The following is a 22,308-nucleotide window of genomic DNA, read 5'->3' on the forward strand; positions in this document are numbered from 1 at the left end:
TCTAACGTTTGACTATTAAGCTCAGTAAATAATTCTCTAAACAGTCATTTGCTTGCTTCCAACTCCAATTTTCTAGTACGTATTTTCTAGCTCGTTCGCCCATTTTTTCTACTATATCAGGATTATCTAAAAGAGAAGAGATAGCCTTACCAATCAGAATTGGCTCGTCACCATTAATTAAAAAACCATTAATTCCATCTTTGATACTTTCTCTAATTCCTCCTTCAGCGATCGCCACAACCGGAGTTTCACAAGCATTTGCTTCAAGAGGCGCAAAACCAAATGGCTCTAGAACAGGAGTATAAATCATGACTGCAGCTTGACTCAAAAGTTTGACGATCTCATCATCCGCGAGCTGCACCTTAGCCATAAAGTTAACTTCTAAAGATCTAGCAAGCTGTTCAATTTTTTGCTGATAACTATTGACAGAAAAATTTCCGATCCATATTAAATCTGGTCTTTTTTCTTTCTGTATTGTGCCGATAGCGCGAACTGCACGCTCAAGTCCTTTGCCAGAATAAATACCTCCAAGACCGACGACAATTTTCTTTCGAGGAACTTGTGATGGCTTAAAGAGTTCGGTATCAATTCCTAAATAACAAACTTTAGCATCTAATCCATAAGCTCTTAAAACACTTTCTCGGCTAAAAAGGGAATTAACTAAAACTACATCGAACGCTCGCGCATTCTGTAACTCTTCTCGAACTTGAAGCCTATACCCTTGTACCTGAATCAGATTTTTGAGAAATGCTGAGACATAACTACTCGACCACCAAGCCTTTGCCGGAGGTGGTATAGCTGCCCAAGGCAGGCTTGGCATAGCTTCGTATAGCTCCCGATTAGGTTCTTGAAGATAAATCGCTGTTGGTACTTTGACATATCGACCAATTGCAGTCGTGCGAAAAAAAGTACAGGCATTGGCGAAAAGTACATCGAAGCCACCACAGTTAATTTCAGCAGCACATTGTTGACAATGTGCATCCATCGCTTGGATACTATTCAACGCATGAAAATAAGGTGAAAATGGCTGTTTTATAAACTTACTCCTTCTTTTCATAGGTAACTGAGCAAGTGGCACTATATTTTCTTTGATTAATTCGTTTAAAGGAAGATAAGATTGGTCTGCCGTTGGAGGACACCAAGATTCTAAAGTGTGACCGCGCTCCAATAAGCCTTTTACGTGATGATATAAGGCTCTCTTTCCACCACCACTTGGTAAGTTATGCCAGATAGCAATTTTCATATACAATTACGCTTTTTCAACATATTCCTTCAATAGTCAAATTTTGTCATTCTAGAAAAGTTCAGTAATATTGTCTGACTAGAGCTATTCTAGATACCAAGATATAAGGACGCTGTAGCACTTAGCACGACTATAAAAACCCATATTTAAAAGTTATAGAAAAGTTAATGCGATCGCCAGTTATATAACTATTCTCAAAATCCAGTAAAAAACGTATTTTTTTGCTTTTTCTATTCCGATTGTCTTAGCTCGATTTATTCAGCTATGAATACCTGAACTTATCCATATTGATTAATGCAAATTTATAGAGGAATATGTGAAAAGCTTTTATAGCTGACACCAATCGATCGAAATGCAAAAACTTACACAAAACGACCGCGTAAAACATGCTTTTAAAATTTTTTGTACGTTTAAGATATAAAAAAACGATCGGAAATTGTCTCAATGATAAATGTACGAAGTGTATCGATACATAAGATTACGATCGCTTTTGGAATACCTATTCTTTGAGAAAAATAACTCGATTTTAAGATTTGGCGAGCGTTGTTAATTGTTTAATTGTCGCAGCTGCTAATAAAAATATTTTTTGAAATATAGTTTGCGATTGAGTTCTCCAGTGAAAAATAGTGAATTATCTTATGAAGAAAGCATTAATTTTTGGAGTATCAGGTCAAGATGGGGCGTATCTAGCTCAGTTGTTAATTGATAAGGGTTATGCTGTTTGTGGAACCTCACGAGACGCACAAATTTCTTCTTTTCAAAATTTACTACGCCTGGGAATCCGCGAACAGTTAAAATTAGAATCCGTTGCCCTGAACGACTTTCGTAGTGTTCTACAAATTCTGAATAAATTTCAGCCAGATGAAGTATACAATTTATCAGGACAAAGTTCAGTCAGCCTCTCTTTCGATCAACCAGTTGAAACCTTTGAAAGCATCTCAATCGGTACTTTAAATGTATTAGAAGCCTTACGCTTTATCGATCGCCCCATTAAGTTTTATAATGCTGCGTCGAGTGAGTGTTTTGGAGATACTGAAGGCAAAGCAGCAGATGAAACTACGCCATTCCGTCCTAAAAGTCCTTATGCCGTAGCTAAGGCATCCGCTTTTTGGCAAGTTGCTAACTACCGCAAAGCCTACGATTTGTTTGCTTGTTCTGGTATTCTATTCAACCACGAATCTCCCTTGCGACCGGAGAGATTCGTCACTCAAAAGATTGTATCCGCAGCTAACCGAATTGCTAAAGGTAGTAAGGAAAAGCTTTATTTAGGCGATATTTCTATTCAGCGTGACTGGGGATGGGCTCCAGAGTACGTTAAAGCAATGTGGCTAATGCTACAACAAGGGCAGCCAGATGATTACGTCATTGCAACCGGAGAAAGTTGTAAGTTAGAAGATTTTGTAGCAGCAGTCTTTGCCTGTGTAGGCTTAGACTGGCGCGATCGTGTTGTAATAGATACAAGTTTATTTCGACCAACAGAAATTGCTGTTAGCAAAGGTAATCCCGCTAAAGCCAGAAAAAAGCTGGGATGGCAAGCGCATTATAAACTCAACGATAGTGCAGTTGTACAAATGATGATTCAAGCACAGATTGAGCTTGTGAATGGCAGCAGGACAGCAGCATACAATAAGGAAAGAGATAAATATTTAGGTCTAGCTACAGCTTTCTAGAATGACTTTCAGCATTACTGGTTGGCAAGCTCAGCAAAATTACGAAATAATTCCGAACATTGCAATCGCAGTTTTCAATAAAGCTTAACTAAATCCGATCGAAACGACAAGGACTAAACTTTTCTGACTTTTTCTGTATCGCTTGCTTTCGTTCCTTGTAGTAGCATCACAAAAGAAAGTTTTCAACTTTCATTGAAAAAAATGTATTTTCTCTAACTAAGTCAAAGTAGACTAGATTTAGAATACACTATGAACGTAACTATTTCTTATTCTTACTGGTACAAGCTATATTTTAAGTTTAAACGAAGGCTAGGTGAGTATACCGATCATGGATTCAAAAATCCTCAATGGTTGCTCATGTTTATTTTTGGGCGTATACATATTATTCGTTCGCTAATGATTTTATTAGCTAGTAAACCAGAGCTTATTCTTCCCACGACGGACTCTTCCTTATTTACGGAAATCGATGTTGACTCCGTTGTGGAAAATTTACAACGAGATGGGGTTTGCTTAGGAATTCATTTGCCAAATTATGTATTAAGCGAAATTTTAGAATTTACTAATCAAACCTATTATTTGGGCAATGGTAGATTTGAACTTCCTTTCACTCTCAGCAATAAAGAAGAACAAGAAGCTAAGTATGGAAAGCCGTTCTTATTTGGCTATCATTATAAGCCTTCCCTATCTTGTACGGCAATTAAAAAGTTAGGAGATGACCCTAAGTTACGGCAAATTGCTGCAAAATACCTAGTTGGCGAGCCTATTCTTAAAAGCACTATGATCTGGTGGAGTTTTGCTACTCCTGTAGAACAGTTAGATGAGCGCTTGCGATTCGCTCAAGGATTATTTCATTACGATCTAGATGATTATCGCTGCTTACAATTTCTGTTTTATCTAACAGATGTAGATTTGGACAGCGGTCCCCATGCCTATGTGAAAGGTAGTCATAGTAAGAAAAAGCTACAATATCAGTTGTCCATAGACAGAGACAAACCCGAACGAGAGTTAATTAATTATTATGGTAGTGAGAGAATTGTAAATATTTGTGGAGAAGCGGGCTCGGGATTTGCTGAAGATCAGTTCTGTTTCCACAGAGCAAATATTCCTACTAAGAAAGATCGACTCATCCTCCAAATAAAGTTTGTGTTAAATACTTATAGTTTCTTTTAAATCTTTAGTTTTGTTATAAATGAATGCAAGAAGATAGGTCTTAATACTTTCTTTAAAATTAAGATTGAATCGAATTGCATTATTTAAAAATAGATTGCAATGCACGAATGTCGATCGACTATTAATCGTTCTAGATTTGTTGTAAAAATATGTTTCTAGAAGGATTGTGCAACTACTAATTTACTACTTGCATTGAAATAATCCCAGAGTATTGTCAAGTTTATTACAGCAATCTCTGGGATATTATTGTTACAATTGCATCTCTTAATTATTTTATTGTTGTTTTTATTAGCAATAGATTACTAAGAATTACTACTAATATATTTCGTGTATTGCTGACAGCACCGCTAGTTGTAATCAAGAAAACACAAAGATCTTACTAAGTTATCGCTTAGCATTACCAAAGCTATTATTTCCCACCTACTTAAAAGTCAAAATTCTGACAATGCAATTTTCCAGCAAAACTATTTTTTCTAACTATGCAACTGAGCTAGATGAACAAGTGAATTTTGACAATACTAGGAACTGGAGTGATATGAAATCTAAGATAGCTTCTAAATTCGTACTATTCTGTAGTCTTGTTGCCCTAATACCGCTCTTTTCCACATGTGAAGGTTCTTCTACTACTACCTTCTATGTTGATGCAAAGTCAGGCAATGATGTATCGGGAAATGGCTCGATGGCAAGACCCTGGCAAACACTTCAGAAAGCTGCTGAATCGATGGGGACAGATGATACCTGCATTATTAGGCAAGGTGTTTATAGAGAAACAGTCATACCGAAAGACGGACAAACCTTTGTGGCTGCGCCTGGAGAGCGGGTTGTAGTGACAGGCACAGATCTTGTCAGCAATTGGTTTCGTCATTCAGATCGTGTCTTCCGTACTTCACTGCCCAAAAAGGTGTATGCCGTATTTGTTCAAGGCAACTATCTTTCTCTTGCCCGATATCCTAATGTAGGTAACGATTACCTCGATTCGAGAACATGGGGCGCTACACAAGTCAATAATAATGGTAGAGGAAGGGCAAACGTCCAGTTTCTAAACGGCATGAATGTATTTAGTGACTTTTGGAATGGAGGCTACTTCTTCGGACTGAATGGAAATAACTTCTACGCTCCTAACATAGGTAAGATCGCTTCTTCTAGTGGCAACAAACTCGCGCTAACAGAGATTAGCGCTACGATCTCTAACCCTGCATGGCATGAATTTGAGGGAAGCGGTAGAGGCTTTATCATCAACCACTTAAACGCACTTGATGCTCCAGGTGAATGGTATTGGGGAAATTCAAACCTCTATATCTATCCACCGAATAACGAGATGCTGACATCAAAGCTTGTTGAAGCTCAAGTCAGACTGTGGGGATTCGATTTAAGTCAGCGCAGAAACGTGACAATCAAAGGTATCGTCTTTCGAGGCGCTTCCGTTCGGATGGAAAATGCAGTCAACTGTACGATCGATCGCTCGATCTTTCGCTACCATTCTCCCTTTCAAACAAATTACAACGGTCACGGCTATGTAGCATTTCCAGGAATTTCTGTATCGGGTTCTGATAATACTATTAAGAATTCATATATCGGACATGGGTGGGGTTCGGGAATCTCAATATCAGGCGATCGCATCACCATTGAGAATAATTTAGTCGAAGACTTAGCTTGGAGCAGCCAGGGCGCTCCCATTGTTATCAGTGGCAATGATAATAAGATCTTCAGAAATACAATACGAAAGAGTTCTGGCACGGGAATTCACGCTGGAAGCATACGTCGTCCCCAGATAATGTATAACTCCATCTCCGACACGGGACGGCTACTACTTGACAGCGGACAAACGGGAATTTATATTTGCAATTTCTGCGATCGCCCGACAGCGCAGAGAACTCTTGAGGGCGGTGTCATTGCATACAATTACATCGGCTTAGTCAACACTCCTTTTGTTGACAACGGAAAAGGTATGGCAATTTATCTAGATGATGGAACGCATGGTGCATACATCCATCACAATGTTACTAATACTGGTGGACGAATTAATTGGGCAATTTTCATTCACTATAACGGTCACGTTGTCAAGGACATTTTTGTACATAACAATACCCTCTGGGGTTATGACGATAAGGCTGTCTTTTTCGCCGGAAACTGGAATGGTAAGGGTGGTGGCACGAAGAATAGCCGGATATCAAACAATATTGCGCAGTTGTCAGGAACGACTTATTACGATAAAAGTGGTGGTGCGGCAATCTCAAACAATCGGGAAGGGGTTGTAGCTTCGGAATTTGTAAATCCGAGAGCAGGAGACTTTCGCCTGCGCAGTCATTCTCCTTCTATCAATACTGCGGTTCCCTTGTCGGGTATAAACATGCCTGTATTCGATGGAAAGCCAGACGTGGGGGCGTATGAATATGGTACTGTTGGGTTACTTGCAGGTTCCTCTATTCAAGGCGATCCACAAGACACTTTTCTAGAAAGATAACTCTCCATACATAGCTACTCTCACCAGCGTGCGATCGCTTTTTGTAAAATGTCTCGGCGATCGCAGTCAAAACCGATCTCGAATTGCCGAGAGCAATTCATTGAAGTTTACAGGTTTAGTAAAATAACCGTCAGCTCCTTGTTGTAAAGCACGGCGACGAGTTGCCATGTCTGCCTCAAATGAAAGAAACCAAAACGGTATATTAGCTGTAGATGGTTCGCTACGCAATATTCTTAAAATTTCGTATCCGCTTTGTCTCGGTAGATTGAGTTCGCAAATAATTAAGTCCGGCTGTTGTTCTCTAGCTATTTGTAAACCTGTCCGAGCATTATTTGCAGTTAAAACTTGAAAATTATTAACGGTAATAAACTCATATATTAATAGTAGAGAATATTCATCGTACTCGATTACTAAAATCTCCATTATGGCTCTTTTGAATATAAGGTAAAAAGGAAGGATCGAAGCTAATCCTACAAATGTGTTAAAAAAGCTGTTACGAAAACTTGCTGCTAATCAAGATGAATTTTGCTTTCCTCAAATAGCACGGTGGAGATTTACCTGACGAGCTACATCAGGTAGCGAGGAGGTAGCTAGAAGCGCAAAAGTAAAATTAGCAGAGCTTAAATGTGTAAATTTTACACATTTAGATTGTTGGCTGACCGAGATGAATATAGTTGAAGCAAAAACAATCTATAGCGTTTCTATTTGATTTACGAATATCCGGTCAGACTGTTAATAGTTAATTGTTAATAATTAATAGCTCTCAACTATCGATCGTTAACCATTGACAGTCTCGTTCGCAATTTCACAAATGGAATAGACTCGCTATAGCTAAAGTCATCTTTTAGCAACTTTTGAAAAGGCTTGCGTTTTAGCTGTTGTTTAACTATGCTCGGCATTTACCCAATACAAATAATATATTTGGAGATGCGATACATTAGAATCTGTTCTCATTTTCGCAGTAATTAAGAAATATAAAGATCGTTGAAAACAATATAAAGTAGCAATATTATTTATGTTTAATAGATAGTTTTTCATACGATCGTGTCACTAGTTTTAAATATGCGGATTCTATGAATTCCTGTCCAGGGGAAAAGTTCAGGGATATTGGAGGAGACAGCAATTAGTATTGCCAAGACATTATTAAATTGTTAATATATGAGATATTGAATATATTTTTAACGTCTGAAACAGTTTTTATATTGATAAAAGTAGTTTAAAAATTCAGCCGTTATTCAATTCAACTATTTTTTATAAGCGAATACATAGACCGAGCAAAACTAAAAAAGGTTTGAAGCTTGTAAGAAAGCTTGATATCTAGTCTGTTAGAGAAGACACTCAGAGTGCACTGTATCAGGTAAAGAGAATAGAATCTACGTGCTTAGTTCCAGCAAGGGTAATCTAGTGAAAATAGATAACCACATGTATTTAAATTGGGTGGCGATCGCTACCTATAATTAATAAAAGCTTCGCAACAAAAACATGTTGTTAAGTTGGAAGATAGCAAAGCAGTAATCGCGGAAAGATGAGCGCAACAGATGATGAATCGACACTGCTTCTGAGTAAAAAATTTCATGATATTTACCAATACGTCACTATGCAAAATTCTGAATTAAACTTTGATGTAAGAGTTTTAGATAACTATTCTAGTGCCTCTGTTCTGAAGCACGGTCAAATAGAAAATATAAGTCCCAACTATGAAGTTAAACTTCGGCAGGGACAGCTTTTAGTGAAGCTTGCTTCCAATAAAGAGCGTACTAGTTTGCTTTCATCTCGGGATCGACAGTTTTTAACTGAGTGGCTGCAATATTGTCCCGCACGTTTAGTTCGCATAGATCCAGCTTTAGGTGCGATCGCGATCCAACTTTGGGCAGATGTCTGCAAGCAAACAGAAAAGGTGACTTTTTTACGAATTCCTCCCGCACAGGGACTTCGCAAACATCAATATCGGTTTAGCTGGTGGGTAAAACGAATAGTCGATCGCGTTATTGCTATTGTATTATTACTAACTCTTAGCCCAGTCTTTTTAGGGCTTTCCCTCCTCATTAATTTTGACTCACCAGGGCGAATTTTTTCCTATCAATGGTGTGTTGGAGAAAGGGGCAAGCTGTTTCAGATGATTAAATTCCGTACAACAGCTCCAAATTTGACAACGCAACACTATCAAACTACAGGCGATCGGCAAGCTCCAGATAAGTGTAATGATTTGCATGTTACAAGACTAGGTTGTTGGATGCGTAAATATAGCTTGAATAAGCTGCCACAACTACTCAATGTGGTACGAGGCGACATGAGTTTTGTAGGTTCATCAGTTTATAGTTTGAATGATGCTATAAGACTTGCTCCTGATAGCCAAAGGCAACTGAATGCACTGCCAGGGATAATCGTCCTTTCCCATCTGAATTTTAACTTGTGGGCGAAAAAATAAGGAGTAAAAGATAGTGGCAGGGAATTGCTTGAGGAGCTATTTAGTATGTTGTTACTCCTTCAAACGAATTGAGTATTATCTAGCAAAGCGAATTGCCCGAGCTAAAGCAATATATCCCGGTTAAGAATAACAAAATTTTGAAGAGTCTCTAACTTCCTTAAAAAAGGATAGGGATTTAGTCTTAACCAGAAAGTGTTGCAACCTAAAGATGTAGAACAGAAAATTTATATTTTCGAGGAAGGTACATTAGGGATGAACCCCTTACAAGTAGCTGCTCTAAAACAGTTTCTGGTGAACAACCATTTTGTCTACAGCGAGTACAATGAGGATGCAGGTGCAGTCGTTTATACCTTCACTATCGATGTTTGGACAATGACGGTAGCTTACGGCGATGAATGTTATTACTGTCTCTATAACAATTTCACTGAAGAGTCATTTTGCGAAGAGTTCGATAATGTATCCCTAGTTATGCGCGTGTACGACATGCTAAGTTTTTTGAAAGAAAATTTTCGACTTATACCTAGATAAGTGATAATAGATGATAATTCAAGGAACTACATCATTTATATCTATAAAGCGACCTATTGCAAAGTAGATAACAATAGCTCCTAATTGTATTGATTGCGAGAGTGTTGTTTAAGTTAGATTTTTGTTGTAATTGCCAATCGACGAACAGTATGAGTTGATGCATGTCAGCAAATCAAAGCGTTCGGATACTTAAGAAAATTCATATCAGCACAACCTGTCAGCATGTAATAGATATTTACTTATAAAATCTAATGAACACTCTAGTTCTCAGTACTTTCGATCTTAATGGTGGAGCTGCTCGCGCTGCTTATCGCTTACATTTAGGTTTGCAAAGTGGTGGATTGAACTCTAAAATGATGGTGCAGTATAAGTCTAGTAATGATAAAACAGTTCTCGAACCTTCAAATAAGTTTGGGAAGTGGGTTAACAGATTGAGACCGAATCTGGATGGACTACCATTGCAATTTTACCCCAAGCGTAACTGCAACATCTTTTCTTGTCAGTGGCTTCCAGACTCGCTTGAATCAAAATTAAAGCACCTTTGCCTTGACGTAATTAATCTTCATTGGAATTGTGGGGGCTATTTAAGTATTGAGAGTCTTGCTAAATTTAAAATACCTTTAGTCTGGACTATCCATGATATGTGGGCATTTACAGGGGGTTGTCATTATAGTCAAGACTGCGATCGCTATACTAGTTCTTGTGGCTCTTGCTTCCAACTTCACAGCAATAATCCGCACGATCTCTCTCATTGGATATGGCAACGTAAAGCAAAAGCATGGAAAGAATTAGACTTAACCATTGTTGCTCCCAGTATTTGGTTAGCTAAATGTGCTAAATCAAGCTCTTTGTTTAAAGATCTGCGAATAGAGGTAATTCCTAATAGCTTAGATACTCAAAAGTACAAACCAGTAGAGCGAGGCGTAGCACGAGAAATACTCAACCTGCCACAAGATAAGCAACTTATTCTCTTTGGTGCGGTAGAATCGACTAGCGAACCTAGAAAGGGTTTTCATTTACTTCAAGCTGCTTTACAAAAACTGAGTCAATCTGGATGGCAAGATACAGTAGAGCTAGTTGTTTTTGGTTCTTCTCAACCTGAAAATTCAGTTGAATTGGGTTTCAAGTCTCACTACTTAGGAAATTTTAGTGATGACCTTTCACTCGCATTAATTTATGCAGCAGCAGATGTTTTTGTGGCTCCATCAATTCAAGACAACTTACCAAATACTATAATGGAAGCAATTGCCTGTGGTACTCCATGCGTAGCTTTTAATATTGGTGGTATGCCCGATCTGATCGATCACCAAAAAAATGGTTACTTAGCTCAAAAATTGGAAGTCGAAAGTTTGGCTCGGGGTATTTCTTGGATACTAGAAGATAGCGATCGCTACCAAAGTTTACGTCAATCTGCTCGTACAAAAGCAGAACAAGAGTTTTCTTTAGAAATCCAAGCACGTCGCTATATAGAACTTTTTGCAAAAGTTATTGATGAAAATCTTCGCGATCGGATTGCGCTTGGATAAAGCTTAAATATAAACATAACTAGTTAAATCTCGTTCTACAAATATTTTAGTTTAATAAATTATTGATATTTGATGGCTAAAGCATCGTGCTTTTAAGAGTTTGTAAATCTAATTCTGTTATGTGAGAAAAATTTGTGTATAGGAGCAAAAAATTAGTTTTAGCAATAATAATGGGATATTTGTAATTTAAGAAAAGGCTATATAGCCTTTTCTTAAATTACAAATATCCCATTATTATTGCTAAAACTAATCTTTTTTTGCTCCTATACACAAATTTTTCTCACATAACAGAATTAGATTTACAAACTCTTAAAAGCACGATGCTTTAGCGATCAAATATCAATAATTTATTAAACTAAAATTTTGATGAGAACAAGCTTATGGCGAAATAACTACTTTCTCTTACGAGAATTCAAACACTTTCGCAAAATTGCTATATTGGCAATAATTTATTCATTATTGGCAGCCGTATTTGAAGGAGTTACAATTGGTTTTATTACGCTTTTTTTGCAAACATTTACTACTCCTGATGCTTCACCAATTAAAATAGGTATTGATTGGTTTGATGTTTGGATTTTAGGTATAAATGCATCAACTTCTAGTCGTCTTTATCGAGTAGCTATCCTAATTTTTCTCACAGTTTGGCTACGCTTTAGCTTTGTTTATCTAGGTAATTTCACGACTACGCTTGCTGAACTGCATCTGTCAAATTGCATACGGCAACGAATTTTCGATCAGTTCCAGAAGCTAAGTTTAAGTTTTTTTCTGAAAAAGCGTGCGGGTGAGTTAATTAATAATATTTACGGCGAAGCTAATCAACTTAGGTTAGCTGTCGGTGTAGCTTCTATCTTAATTTCTAGGAGCTTTACGTTATTAGTGTATACGATATCGATGTTTTGGCTGTCTTGGCAACTGACAGTTATTTCGATTCTCATGTTTATTCTGCTAGCAACAGGGTTAGCTACACTAGTAAAACGGGTAAGAGAAGCTAGTTTTGAGGCTGTAACATCTACTCATAACTTCATGTCAATGGTAATGGAATATATTACCGGCATCCGTACTGTTCAAGTGTTTGCAGCTTACGATTTTGAGTTTCAGCGGTTTAACAAAGCTACGACAGAATTGATGCGTACTCATGCTAAATCCGCAGCTGCCTCAGCACTAGTACAACCAATTACCGAAGCTGTAGCTAGTACTATTCTTCTAATTATGCTGATTGCAGCAGTCGCAGTTTTTGTGGCAAGTGGTAGGCTAGAAATAGCCTCACTACTAGCATTTTTATTTGTTCTATTGCGTACTGCACCAGTGGTAGCACAGATCAATGCAGCTTGGGCGCATGTTAATAGCTTTCAAGGCTCATTAAATAGTATTAAGCAGCTCTTGAAAACGGATGATAAACCTTATTTGGAAAACGGGATAATTCAGTTTTCAGGATTGAAGCAAGGCATTGAATTTGTTGCTGTAGATTTTGCCTACAATCCTCATCAACTAGTGCTACAAAATATCTCATTAACAATGAAGCGAGGACAAATGACAGCATTAGTTGGTGCTTCTGGTGCTGGTAAGTCTACCATAGCAGATCTTCTGCCTCGCTTTTACGATCCTACAAGAGGCAAGATACTGATTGATGGAGTCGATTTGCAAGATTTCGACATCAATACGTTGCGGCGTAAGATAGCTATGGTAAGTCAAGATACGTTCATTTTTAATACATCTGTCCGTAACAATATTGCTTACGCTATGGAAGATGTTGATGAAGCTGCGATTCAAAAAGCGGCTCAACTTGCTAATGCACTAGAGTTTATCCAAAACCTACCTGAAGGTTTCGATACACAGTTAGGAGATCGAGGAGTTAGGCTTTCTGGCGGTCAACGGCAGCGAATTGCAATTGCTCGTGCCTTGCTGCGCAACCCAGAAATTCTGATCTTGGATGAAGCGACGAGTGCGCTAGACTCCGAAGCTGAGCGATTAATTCAGGAATCTATAGAACAACTTGCTGTAGGTCGAACAGTAATTGCGATCGCTCATCGACTCTCTACAATTGTTCGTGCTGATAAGGTGGTCGTGCTAGAACAGGGACGAATTGTAGAGCAGGGAACTTATAAAGAGTTACTGGAACGACGCGGTAAGCTTTGGAAGTATCACCAGATGCAACATCAGACAAATTGAACTTATACAGAATCAAAACTAGCGTTTGAGCAAGTAGAGCGGTAAGGCTATTTTATGAAAAACTCTAGCATTAAAAACTTGAGTTTTGACTAAATAAGAATAAGTAAAAGCTTCTGAGAGAAAGCAACTACACCTGACTGAACAAAGGAACATAGCTGATGTCTAGTAGACGTGATGTAACATTTATCATTGTTTCCTATAATTCAGAAAAAACATTGGAAGCATCGATCAATTCCTGTCTCGCAACTGTTCAAAAATATTATGCAAATACAGGAGCAGTTGTAGTTTATGACAATGCTTCTTCTGATAATTGTCCTCAAATTATTGATGACTTTGCAAACAGATATCCATCTACATTTAAAGGTATAAAAAGTCATGAAAATATAGGATTTGGTAGAGCCAACAATAAAGCCGTTCAACTTTCTCCTAGTAAGACCTACTTTTTAATCAATCCTGACGTTGTATTTGAACCCGAGATCGTTAATACCTTAACTGCGACATTAAATTCAGCAAATGATATTGCAATTGTCTGTCCTAAACTTCTCTATCTAGATCGATCTATTCAGCCTTCGATCCGAAAATTCCCTTCCTTTACTTATTTTTTACTAAGAAATTTACTAGGTGAAAGATTACAGCAGCGTTTTTATCCATTTAAGTACTACTATGATATAGCACCAACTTTAGACAGCGCCGTTGAGGTTAACTGGGCTATTGGTGCTTTTATGGTTGTTTCACAAGATTATGTAGATAGATATGGTTTATTTGATGAAAGGTTTTTTCTGTACTTTGAAGATGTGAGTTTGTGTGTCGATGCATGGCTCAATGGATTTAGGGTAATCTTTCAACCTCAAGTTTACGCGCTACACATGTACCAGCGTGTAAGTACGAGTTCAAAATTCAATTACATGAAGTTACTACACACAGTTTCAGCATTGCGCTTCTTTGCAAAGTACAGACCATATAAGAAGAGGTGGCAATTACTAACTCATTTACTTGAGTTAAATTTGAGCTTAAAATCTTTTTAGATTTCTATTGTTAACAAGACGTTGGAGTTAGCTCAAGAAATCAAAATTACGAACTTGTCCAGAATAGAAAGAAGTCAAAACTAGACGTTGGAGTACCATATGGCATCGATGCCTATTAACGATCGCTTTGAGTCATGACATCCCATAATTACGTATCTCCTTTGTAGAGGCAGTATGAGCAATCTCTTTAAATCTGAAAGACACGAATGCAGCGAGGACAAAACACGAACTGTATTGGTAACAGGTGGAGCTGGTTTTATTGGTGCAAACTTCATCCTTCAAGCTAGAGAAGCGCAATGGTATAACGTAGTTAATCTAGATAAGCTGACCTACGCCAGTAATTTACAAAATTTGACAGCTTTAGAAAACGATTCTGGATACCGTTTTATCCGAGGTGATATTGGCGATCCCCAGTTGGTAAGTCATTTATTAGAACAATATCAACCTGATGCAGTCATTAACTTTGCTGCCGAAAGCCATGTCGATCGCTCAATCTTAAATCCCTTAACCTTTGCTCTGACTAATGTAACGGGTACGCTTCAGCTACTAGAAGCTTGCCGAGCCTATTGGCAAAAATTACCAGCTCACAAGCAGGAGATATTTCGCTTTTTGCAAGTGTCTACTGATGAAGTTTATGGTTCTTTGAGCATAACAGACTCACCTTTTTGCGAAGACAATCCTTACGAACCTAATAGTCCCTACGCAGCATCTAAAGCGGGAGCCGATCACTTCGTGCGGGCATACTACCATACGTATGGTTTACCTACCCTAATCACCAATTGCTCGAATAATTACGGTCCTCGTCAGTTTCCAGAGAAGCTAATTCCTTTAACAATTCTCAATGCTATGGAGGGGCAGCTTTTGCCAATATACGGCGATGGGCAAAATATTAGAGACTGGCTGTATGTATCCGACCACTGTGAAGCTCTTCATCTCGTCCTACAACAAGGAAAGGTAGGTGAGACCTACTGTATTGGGGGTCAGAACGAACAAACAAACTTAATGGTTGTGGAAAAAATTTGTACGATTTTGGACGAATTGTTACCTAGCAAACCTAACTTTTCTCACTCTTCTTTAATTACTTTTGTTAAAGATCGACCAGGACACGATCGCCGATATGCGATCGACTGTACCAAAATGAATCGAGAGCTAGGCTGGAAACCAACCGAGAGTTTTGACAGTGGTTTACTAAAAACAGTGCAGTGGTATATCAATCATCCTCAGTGGGTAGAGCAGATCCGCACTGGAGCTTATCAAAGCTGGATCGAGCAAAATTACATCGATAGAACAGCTAACTACTTGTCTGTGTAGCGATCGCAACACAAATATAGGTTAGCCGAACTTTTCTGTATCGACAAGTTTCAATTACAAGTCCATAATCAAACCAATACGTTATTTCTATAGCAGGGAGCAGAGAGCAGGGAGCAGGGAGCAGATAAAAAAGACTTGGCTGATATTGCTTGTAAACAGTTGAATTGTCCTAATTTCTCCGATCGTTGCTGTAAGTGGAACTGTAGCTAAAAATAACTGTAATTCTTGTATACGATACTCGTCGATTTGAAACGATCGAGTAATAACAAGATGAAAGTATTGGACTTGCATAAATTGGACTTGTATAAAAATGGAGGCGTGCAATTTGAGCAGATATTTGTTCACATCAGAGTCTGTAACAGAGGGGCATCCTGACAAAATTTGCGATCAGATTTCGGATGCAATCCTAGATGCTCATTTAAGTCAAGATCCTAAGAGTCGTGTGGCAGCAGAGGTCGTTGTCAATACTGGTTTAGTCCTGATAACAGGTGAAATCTCCTCAAAAGCAAAAGTGGATTACGTCAAACTAGTCCGACAAAAAATTGCTGAGATTGGCTACACCGATGCCAATAATGGCTTTTCTGCGAATAGCTGTTCGATATTAGTTGCTCTAGACGAACAGTCACCAGACATCGCTCAAGGAGTCAACAAAGCGCAGGAGTACGAACAAGGCGATAACGAAGATGATTGGAGTGCTATTGGCGCTGGCGATCAAGGAATCATGTTTGGCTATGCTTGCAAAGAAACTCCTGAGTTGATGCCACTGCCGATTAGTTTAGCTCATCGCCTTGCTCGGCAGTTGGCAAAGGTGCGGAAAATTGGCAAGCTTTCGTACTTGCGCCCTGATGGTAAAACTCAAGTCACAGTTGTTTACGAGAATGGTCGTCCCGTAGGCATAGATACGATTTTAATTTCTACTCAACATTCAGAAGCAACAACCTTAGGAGAGATTTATCAAGGGTTGCTACTAGAAGTCGTCGAACCTGTATTTGCCGATCTTGATATTCAGATCGATAATTCCACTCGTTTTTTAGTCAATCCTACAGGCAAATTTGTCATTGGTGGACCCCAGGGAGATTCTGGACTCACTGGACGCAAAATTATTGTCGATACTTACGGCGGCTACTCGCGGCACGGTGGTGGTGCTTTTTCCGGCAAAGACCCTACTAAAGTGGATCGATCGGCAAGTTATGCTTGTCGTTATGTAGCCAAAAATATTGTGGCTGCTGGCTTAGCCGATAAATGTGAAGTACAGCTCAGTTATGCGATTGGCATGAGCAAACCAGTGAGTATTTTGATTGATACCTTTGGAACGGGCAAACTACCTGAAGAAGATTTGCTTAATTTGGTCAATCAAAATTTCGATCTACGACCTGCTGGCTTAATTCATACCTTCAACATGCAAGGTTTACCTCAAGAACGCAACGGTCGTTTCTATCAAGATGTAGCTGCCTACGGTCACTTTGGTCGGATGGATTTGGATCTACCTTGGGAACGCTTGGACAAAGTTCCACAGTTACAGGAAGCTATTACAGTTCAGATGTCAGCATGACCGAGCAATATATCACCGATCGCGTCAGTCGCAGCAGCTTCCGTGCAGCAGTTAAATCGGGGGAGTTTTTAATCACTGCCGAGGTAACTCCTCCAAAAGGAAGCGATCCGACTCGCATGATAGAAGTGGCATTAGCTTTGAGAAATTGGGTTCATGCAGTTAATGTTACAGATGGTAGTCGCGCAGTTTTAAGAATGAGTCCTTTAGCTGCCGCAACGATTTTGTTGCAGCACGGAATTGAGCCAATCTGTCAAATGACGTGCCGCGATCGCAATCAAATTGCTATTCAAGCCGATCTGATGGGGGCTAACGCTCTTGGTATTAACAATATCTTAGCTCTTACAGGCGATCCGGTAAAAGCAGGAGACCATACCCAAGCTCGAAGCGTATTCGATCTAGAATCTGTACGGCTCTTACAAACTATTACGAAACTCAATCAAGGATTTGATTATAACGGAAAAAGTTTGTGTGACGGAGCAACACAAATATTTTCAGGGGCAGCAGTCGATCCACAACTTGCTAGTTGGTCGGGATTACAACGACGTTTTGAGCGTAAGGTAGCAGCAGGAGCGCAGTTTTTTCAAAGCCAAATGATTGTTGATTTTAGCCGCTTAGAGAAGTTTATGAGTCAAATTGCGGCTAAATTCAACAAACCAATTTTAGCTGGAATTTTTTTACTGAAGTCTGCAAAAAATGCTCAATTCATTAATCAATACGTTCCAGGTGTGAATATTCCCCAGGCAATAATTGCTCGGTTAGAACAAGCTACCGATCCATTACATGAAGGCATAGTCATTGCAGCAGAACAAGTACGATTAGCTCGTCAACTATGCCAAGGCGTTCATATCATGGCAGTTAAACGAGAAGATTTAATTCCTCAGATTCTTGAAATAGCTGAGGTTACACCTCACAATAACACTGTGCTAAATGCAGCAAATAATAGTCGAATAGCATTATTAGAGCCAACACTACGTTTACATAGCCACACTATAAGCGATCGCACAAGGTTATGAATGCTTCACCTACAACATTAATTTCTACGACAAGTTTGGTAGACACTGAAGCATTATCTGCTTGTCCTAACTGTAGTAGCAACCAACTCAATATTTGGTGTAGAGCCTACGATAGACTGCACAAAAGTAGTCAGCAAGAATTTATATATTCTAGATGTAAAGAGTGTAATTTAGTCTTTTTATCAGTCAGACCCGTAGAAACAGAAGTTTATAAGTTTTACCCTGAAAATTACGCTCCATACCAAGGAACGCTAAATCAGCAGTTACAGCAAATAACAAATTTATCAAACGAGCGCTCGCTTGGCGATCGACAAAAATATCAATATGTTCGTAAAATTCTCAAAGCCTCATTCAATACTTCTAAAGCTAGTTTAAAAGCTCTACCTTTTAAAAATTTCCTAAGGGAGATTCAAGAATTTTATCAACCCACAGGAGAAGGTGCAAAACTCCTTGACTTTGGTTGTGGCTCGGCTCAATTTCTGAATGAAGCTCGCAAGCAAGGGTGGAATACTCTTGGTATGGACTTTTCAGAGCAAGCTGTAGAACAAGCTAGCCAAGATGGACATAAAGCCTTGCAGGTATCTCCAACAGTATGGAACGAAATAGAGGATGAATCCTTGGATTTTGTAAGAATGAACCACGTCCTAGAGCATCTTTATCATCCAAAACAAGTCTTAACGGCGATCGGACGAAAGATGAAACCAGGAGCTATACTACATATTGCAGTGCCGAACCCAAATGGAATTTCAGCTCAAACTTTTCGTTCTCAATGGTGGGGATTAGAATGTCCAAGGCATATAATGCTCTACTCTCCCCAAGTCTTAAAGGATTTTCTCATTCAACTCAATTTTTCCCATTTTAAGGTCTTCCATGAATCGATTACAAAAGACTTTGCTAGAAGTGTAGGCTATTTTCTATCCGATCGCGGTCGCATATCTTCTAACGAAGTTGAAACTATGATGCAACGCAAGTTCCTATCTGCTCAACTCTACATTCCTATGAAAATTGCAGCAATCTGTAAAGCGGCTGATAGATTTCACATCTTTGCAAAAAAGTAATCGCACTACTTTATGCTTTCACCTACAATCGCTTGGAAACCAGTTGGACACATTAATACGCCTAGTTCAAGACTTCGATGCTTTTTACCATGCCAGTATTTAAGGAATAGAGGGTGGTCTTGCGAACTATTTAACTCTAAAAATATTGACCGCTATCAATTAGTTGTGTTTCAAAAAACATATGATGAGGAAAATATAGCACTTGCAAAATCTTTAAAAAGTAGAGGTATCAAAACCGTATTTGATTTATGTGATAATTTGTTTGTTTATCCTGATACAGCAGATAGACAAAGAGAAAAATTACTCCAAAGCATGATTGATGCTGTAGATGCAGTATCGGTTTCAACTCCAGAAGTTGAAAAGTTAATTCATAGTAAAAATACGCGAGTTATTGATGATGCTATTGATGAACCTCAAATAAATTCTCTGATTAATTTTTGTTTTAAACGTAAGAATTATTTTAGAAATTCTACTGAAAAGCAATTTAAAGTAGTTTGGTATGGCAGTGCTGGATTAGAAAATCCTCCCTACGGCATAGTCGATATACCTAGCGTGTTACCATTTCTAGATAAGTTACACTCTATATTGCCAGTAAGCTTAACTGTAATTAGTAGCTCTGAAACTCTTTTTAAGAAATATGTAAATAGAGTTTCATTTCCCGTAAAATATCATAACTGGAAAAAGCTACATTCCAATATTTGTTCAAACAACATGACGTATGCATCATCCCAATTAATATCAATCCTTTTACAATTTGTAAATCAAATAATCGGCTAATTTTGTCTCTTTTGTTAGGGGTTCCTGTTATTGCAGATAAGATTCCTAGCTATGAAGAGTTTCGTGATTTTATTTTATTTTCTGACTGGCAGAATAGTTTATATACCTATGCAACAAATAAAGACTTACGACATCAGCACATTGCTCAAGCACAAAAATATATTAGTATGAAATATAATAAAGATAGAGTTATATCACAATGGTCTTCTCTGTTCCAAGCCATTCTATAATTTTTTTCTATCCAAAATAATGTATGGATTATATAAGTTTACACAACATAAGCTTTTAATGCGATACACATATTTTCACAGAACATAAATCATTGTAAAATCAATAAAATAAACATAAACATTTTCTACTGTTGAACGCTATAGTTTTGTTAAGCGCTGCATATTTTTCTCGCACTCAATTAATTTAAGCTCTAGTAAAGAGGGTCTATTATGACACAAGATGAGCGAGTAAGAGTTTTTATTGGCTCTGGTGAGGCAAGTCTTTTAGAGCGTAAAACCCTAATTCATTCTCTTCATAAAAGTACTCAACGTCCCTTAGATATTTATGTTTTTAATGGAACGCATAACTCAATTGAATTAAATGACGGAGAGCCTTTTTTAGCTCCGATGTCTTTAAAGGTTAAATATAAAAATATAACTGAATTTAGTCTTTACCGTTATTTAATTCCCGAAATCTGTAATTTTCAAGGTAAGGCAATTTATCTAGATTCGGACACTATTTGCCTTACAGATATCAGAAAACTTTTTGACACTCCGGTGTCGGACTATGATTTTCTAGCAAAAAAAGATGCTTACGCTGGAACCGATCGCTGGGGACTTAGCGTTATGCTAATTAACTGCGATAAGTGCCGATTCGATCTTGAATTAATTCTAGATAAAATCGATCGCGGCTTTTATTCCATGACAGATTTTACAGGTATGAGTCAGGCTTTTCTAACTCATCACCCTTATGCAATCGCCACGCTCGATCCTCACTGGAATGTTTTTGACTATTGGGATCGACGCACTCATCTGATCCACTACACAAATCTCCATACTCAACCGTGGAAGTATCAGAATCATCCTTACGGTGAGTTATGGTTTGACTATTTTAAAGAAGCTCTGGAATCTGGCTACATTACTGTAGAGGATATCAAATTGAGTATAGATAGAGGCTATGTCAGACACAATTTATTAAAAGGTAACTTTTCAGCGGTAGGAAGTTCGGTAAATTCTGTCAAGAAGGCTCTTAACTTCATGAAGCCACTGCTGGCAGAAAATCGGAGACGACTTGGCGTTTTTAATCAGCCAGCTTAACTTGTCCTCTCTCAAAGTTGTACTCTCTCAAATCTCATATGGGCTTTTTATAGCCGCAGGTTAATAATGCAACAAATATTGAGTCAGCCTTACCTCAAACAAGTTACCGAACTCTTGAAATTGGAAGCAGAAGCGATCGCTCGTGTGGCGCATCGGCTTCAGTCGGAACAAGTCGAACAAGCAGTACAGCTATTGGCTAATTGTCAAGGCAAAGTCGTGGCGATCGGTGTTGGCAAGTCAGGAATTGTGGCACGAAAAATTGCAGCTACCCTCACTAGCACGGGGATACTAGCAGTTTACTTGCACCCGTCTGATGCTCTGCATGGAGATATAGGAATTGTTTCTGCTGGGGATGTCGCTATAATTCTCAGTAACAGTGGAGAAACAGACGAGATCTTAGGCATACTACCATATCTTAAATATCGACAGATTCCTTTTATTGCCTTGGTTGGCAATCTCAAGTCAACCCTCGCTCGTAGTGCCGATGTTGCATTAGACACGTCTGTCGATAAAGAGGCTTGTCCTTTCAACTTAGCACCGACAACGAGTACTACAGTTTCATTGGCACTTGGGGATGCATTAGCAATGACATTGATCCAAGTTAAGGGTTTCACTTCACAAGATTTTGCCTTTAATCATCCCGCAGGACGTTTGGGCAAACGTCTAACTTTAAGAGTTTGCGATCTGATGCATGGTGGTTCGGACAATCCCAAAGTCGTACCACAGGCATCTTGGTTTGAAGTACTGCGTGCGATTAGCGAAGGTGGTCTTGGCGCAGTGAACGTCGTTGATGATACAGGATATCTAGTCGGCGTTATCACAGATGGAGACTTACGGCGTTGGTTGCAGAAGGTCAGCCTTACTAATATAGAAACCCTAAGTGCAGGCACAATGATGACAAGTAATCCAACGGTAGTTTCTCCCGATCTCCTTGCTTACAACGCGCTGCAATTAATGGAAAACCGACCACAACAGCTTTCTGTGTTGCCAGTGGTCGATCGAGAACAGCAATGCCTCGGTCTGCTGAGGCTGCATGATATTGTGCGTAGCGGTCTCTAAAAACTGCT

18 protein-coding genes are annotated in these 22,308 nt (G+C 38.7%); 16 read left to right on the forward strand and 2 right to left on the reverse strand.

Annotation, left to right across the window (positions count from 1 at the left end; all coding sequences use genetic code 11):
• Nucleotide 1 precedes the first annotated feature (1 nt).
• Nucleotides 2-1,243 carry a glycosyltransferase family 4 protein gene (locus tag N4J56_RS16650; protein ID WP_317107440.1) on the reverse strand — a complete coding sequence of 414 codons (1,242 nt, stop codon included), beginning with the start codon at nucleotides 1,241-1,243 and terminating at the stop codon, nucleotides 2-4.
• A 638-nt stretch (nucleotides 1,244-1,881) separates the two neighbouring features.
• On the opposite strand from N4J56_RS16650, the gene N4J56_RS16655 reads away from it, so the two are divergent.
• The 3 genes from N4J56_RS16655 (at nucleotide 1,882) to N4J56_RS16665 (ending at nucleotide 6,547) form a co-directional block, all read left to right on the forward strand.
• Nucleotides 1,882-2,913 (forward strand): GDP-mannose 4,6-dehydratase, encoded by a 1,032-nt coding sequence (locus tag N4J56_RS16655; RefSeq protein ID WP_317107441.1) that lies wholly within the window; start codon nucleotides 1,882-1,884, stop codon nucleotides 2,911-2,913.
• 249 nt (nucleotides 2,914-3,162) lie between these two features.
• Nucleotides 3,163-4,083 carry a phytanoyl-CoA dioxygenase family protein gene (locus N4J56_RS16660; RefSeq protein ID WP_317107442.1) on the forward strand — a complete coding sequence of 307 codons (921 nt, stop codon included), beginning with the start codon at nucleotides 3,163-3,165 and terminating at the stop codon, nucleotides 4,081-4,083.
• A 535-nt stretch (nucleotides 4,084-4,618) separates the two neighbouring features.
• Nucleotides 4,619-6,547 carry a right-handed parallel beta-helix repeat-containing protein gene (locus N4J56_RS16665; protein ID WP_317107443.1) on the forward strand — a complete coding sequence of 643 codons (1,929 nt, stop codon included), beginning with the start codon at nucleotides 4,619-4,621 and terminating at the stop codon, nucleotides 6,545-6,547.
• A 66-nt stretch (nucleotides 6,548-6,613) separates the two neighbouring features.
• Here the strand turns inward: N4J56_RS16665 and N4J56_RS16670 are convergent, their stop codons facing one another.
• Entirely contained in the window at nucleotides 6,614-6,970 is a 357-nt protein-coding gene (locus tag N4J56_RS16670; protein ID WP_317107444.1) for a PleD family two-component system response regulator, read from the reverse strand.
• A gap of 1,102 nt (nucleotides 6,971-8,072) precedes the next feature.
• Between N4J56_RS16670 and hepC the strand changes: the two genes are divergently transcribed.
• The 13 genes from hepC to N4J56_RS16735 all read left to right on the forward strand — a co-directional run bounded on the left by hepC (nucleotide 8,073) and on the right by N4J56_RS16735 (nucleotide 22,300).
• The gene (gene hepC / locus N4J56_RS16675) at nucleotides 8,073-8,975 is read left to right on the forward strand and encodes a heterocyst development glycosyltransferase HepC (protein WP_317107445.1); all 903 of its coding nucleotides are present in this window, start codon (nucleotides 8,073-8,075) and stop codon (nucleotides 8,973-8,975) included.
• Nucleotides 8,976-9,167: 192 nt separating this feature from the next.
• Entirely contained in the window at nucleotides 9,168-9,503 is a 336-nt protein-coding gene (locus tag N4J56_RS16680; RefSeq protein WP_317107446.1) for a hypothetical protein, read from the forward strand.
• Between the two features lie 251 nt (nucleotides 9,504-9,754).
• Nucleotides 9,755-11,029: a glycosyltransferase family 4 protein gene (locus N4J56_RS16685; protein WP_317107447.1), complete on the forward strand. Its 1,275-nt coding sequence runs from the start codon at nucleotides 9,755-9,757 to the stop codon at nucleotides 11,027-11,029.
• 366 nt (nucleotides 11,030-11,395) lie between these two features.
• Nucleotides 11,396-13,198, forward strand: coding sequence for a heterocyst formation ABC transporter subunit HepA (gene hepA / locus N4J56_RS16690; protein WP_317107448.1), 1,803 nt, complete (start codon nucleotides 11,396-11,398; stop codon nucleotides 13,196-13,198).
• A 158-nt stretch (nucleotides 13,199-13,356) separates the two neighbouring features.
• Nucleotides 13,357-14,223, forward strand: a complete 867-nt coding sequence (locus tag N4J56_RS16695; RefSeq protein WP_317107449.1) for a glycosyltransferase family 2 protein — start codon at nucleotides 13,357-13,359, stop codon at nucleotides 14,221-14,223.
• Nucleotides 14,224-14,397: 174 nt separating this feature from the next.
• The gene (gene rfbB, locus N4J56_RS16700) at nucleotides 14,398-15,534 is read left to right on the forward strand and encodes a dTDP-glucose 4,6-dehydratase (protein ID WP_317107450.1); all 1,137 of its coding nucleotides are present in this window, start codon (nucleotides 14,398-14,400) and stop codon (nucleotides 15,532-15,534) included.
• A 310-nt stretch (nucleotides 15,535-15,844) separates the two neighbouring features.
• Nucleotides 15,845-17,086 carry a methionine adenosyltransferase gene (gene metK, locus N4J56_RS16705; protein ID WP_317107451.1) on the forward strand — a complete coding sequence of 414 codons (1,242 nt, stop codon included), beginning with the start codon at nucleotides 15,845-15,847 and terminating at the stop codon, nucleotides 17,084-17,086.
• The gene (locus tag N4J56_RS16710) at nucleotides 17,083-18,099 is read left to right on the forward strand and encodes a methylenetetrahydrofolate reductase (protein WP_317107452.1); all 1,017 of its coding nucleotides are present in this window, start codon (nucleotides 17,083-17,085) and stop codon (nucleotides 18,097-18,099) included. Before metK ends, N4J56_RS16710 begins: the two co-directional genes overlap by 4 nt.
• Nucleotides 18,096-19,157, forward strand: a complete 1,062-nt coding sequence (locus tag N4J56_RS16715) for a class I SAM-dependent methyltransferase (RefSeq protein WP_317107453.1) — start codon at nucleotides 18,096-18,098, stop codon at nucleotides 19,155-19,157. The genes N4J56_RS16710 and N4J56_RS16715 overlap by 4 nt, the downstream gene beginning before the upstream one ends.
• 12 nt (nucleotides 19,158-19,169) lie before the next feature.
• Entirely contained in the window at nucleotides 19,170-19,934 is a 765-nt protein-coding gene (locus N4J56_RS16720) for a hypothetical protein (protein WP_317107454.1), read from the forward strand.
• Nucleotides 19,935-19,936: 2 nt separating this feature from the next.
• Nucleotides 19,937-20,164: a hypothetical protein gene (locus N4J56_RS16725; RefSeq protein WP_317107455.1), complete on the forward strand. Its 228-nt coding sequence runs from the start codon at nucleotides 19,937-19,939 to the stop codon at nucleotides 20,162-20,164.
• A gap of 210 nt (nucleotides 20,165-20,374) precedes the next feature.
• A complete protein-coding gene (locus N4J56_RS16730; protein ID WP_317107456.1) occupies nucleotides 20,375-21,241 on the forward strand; it encodes a glycosyltransferase in 867 nt (288 codons plus the stop codon).
• Between the two features lie 66 nt (nucleotides 21,242-21,307).
• Nucleotides 21,308-22,300, forward strand: coding sequence for a KpsF/GutQ family sugar-phosphate isomerase (locus N4J56_RS16735; protein ID WP_317107457.1), 993 nt, complete (start codon nucleotides 21,308-21,310; stop codon nucleotides 22,298-22,300).
• The last annotated feature ends 8 nt before the right edge of the window (nucleotides 22,301-22,308 follow it).

Origin of the sequence: Chroococcidiopsis sp. SAG 2025 (assembly GCF_032860985.1) — a bacterium.
GTDB lineage: Bacteria > Cyanobacteriota > Cyanobacteriia > Cyanobacteriales > Chroococcidiopsidaceae > Chroococcidiopsis.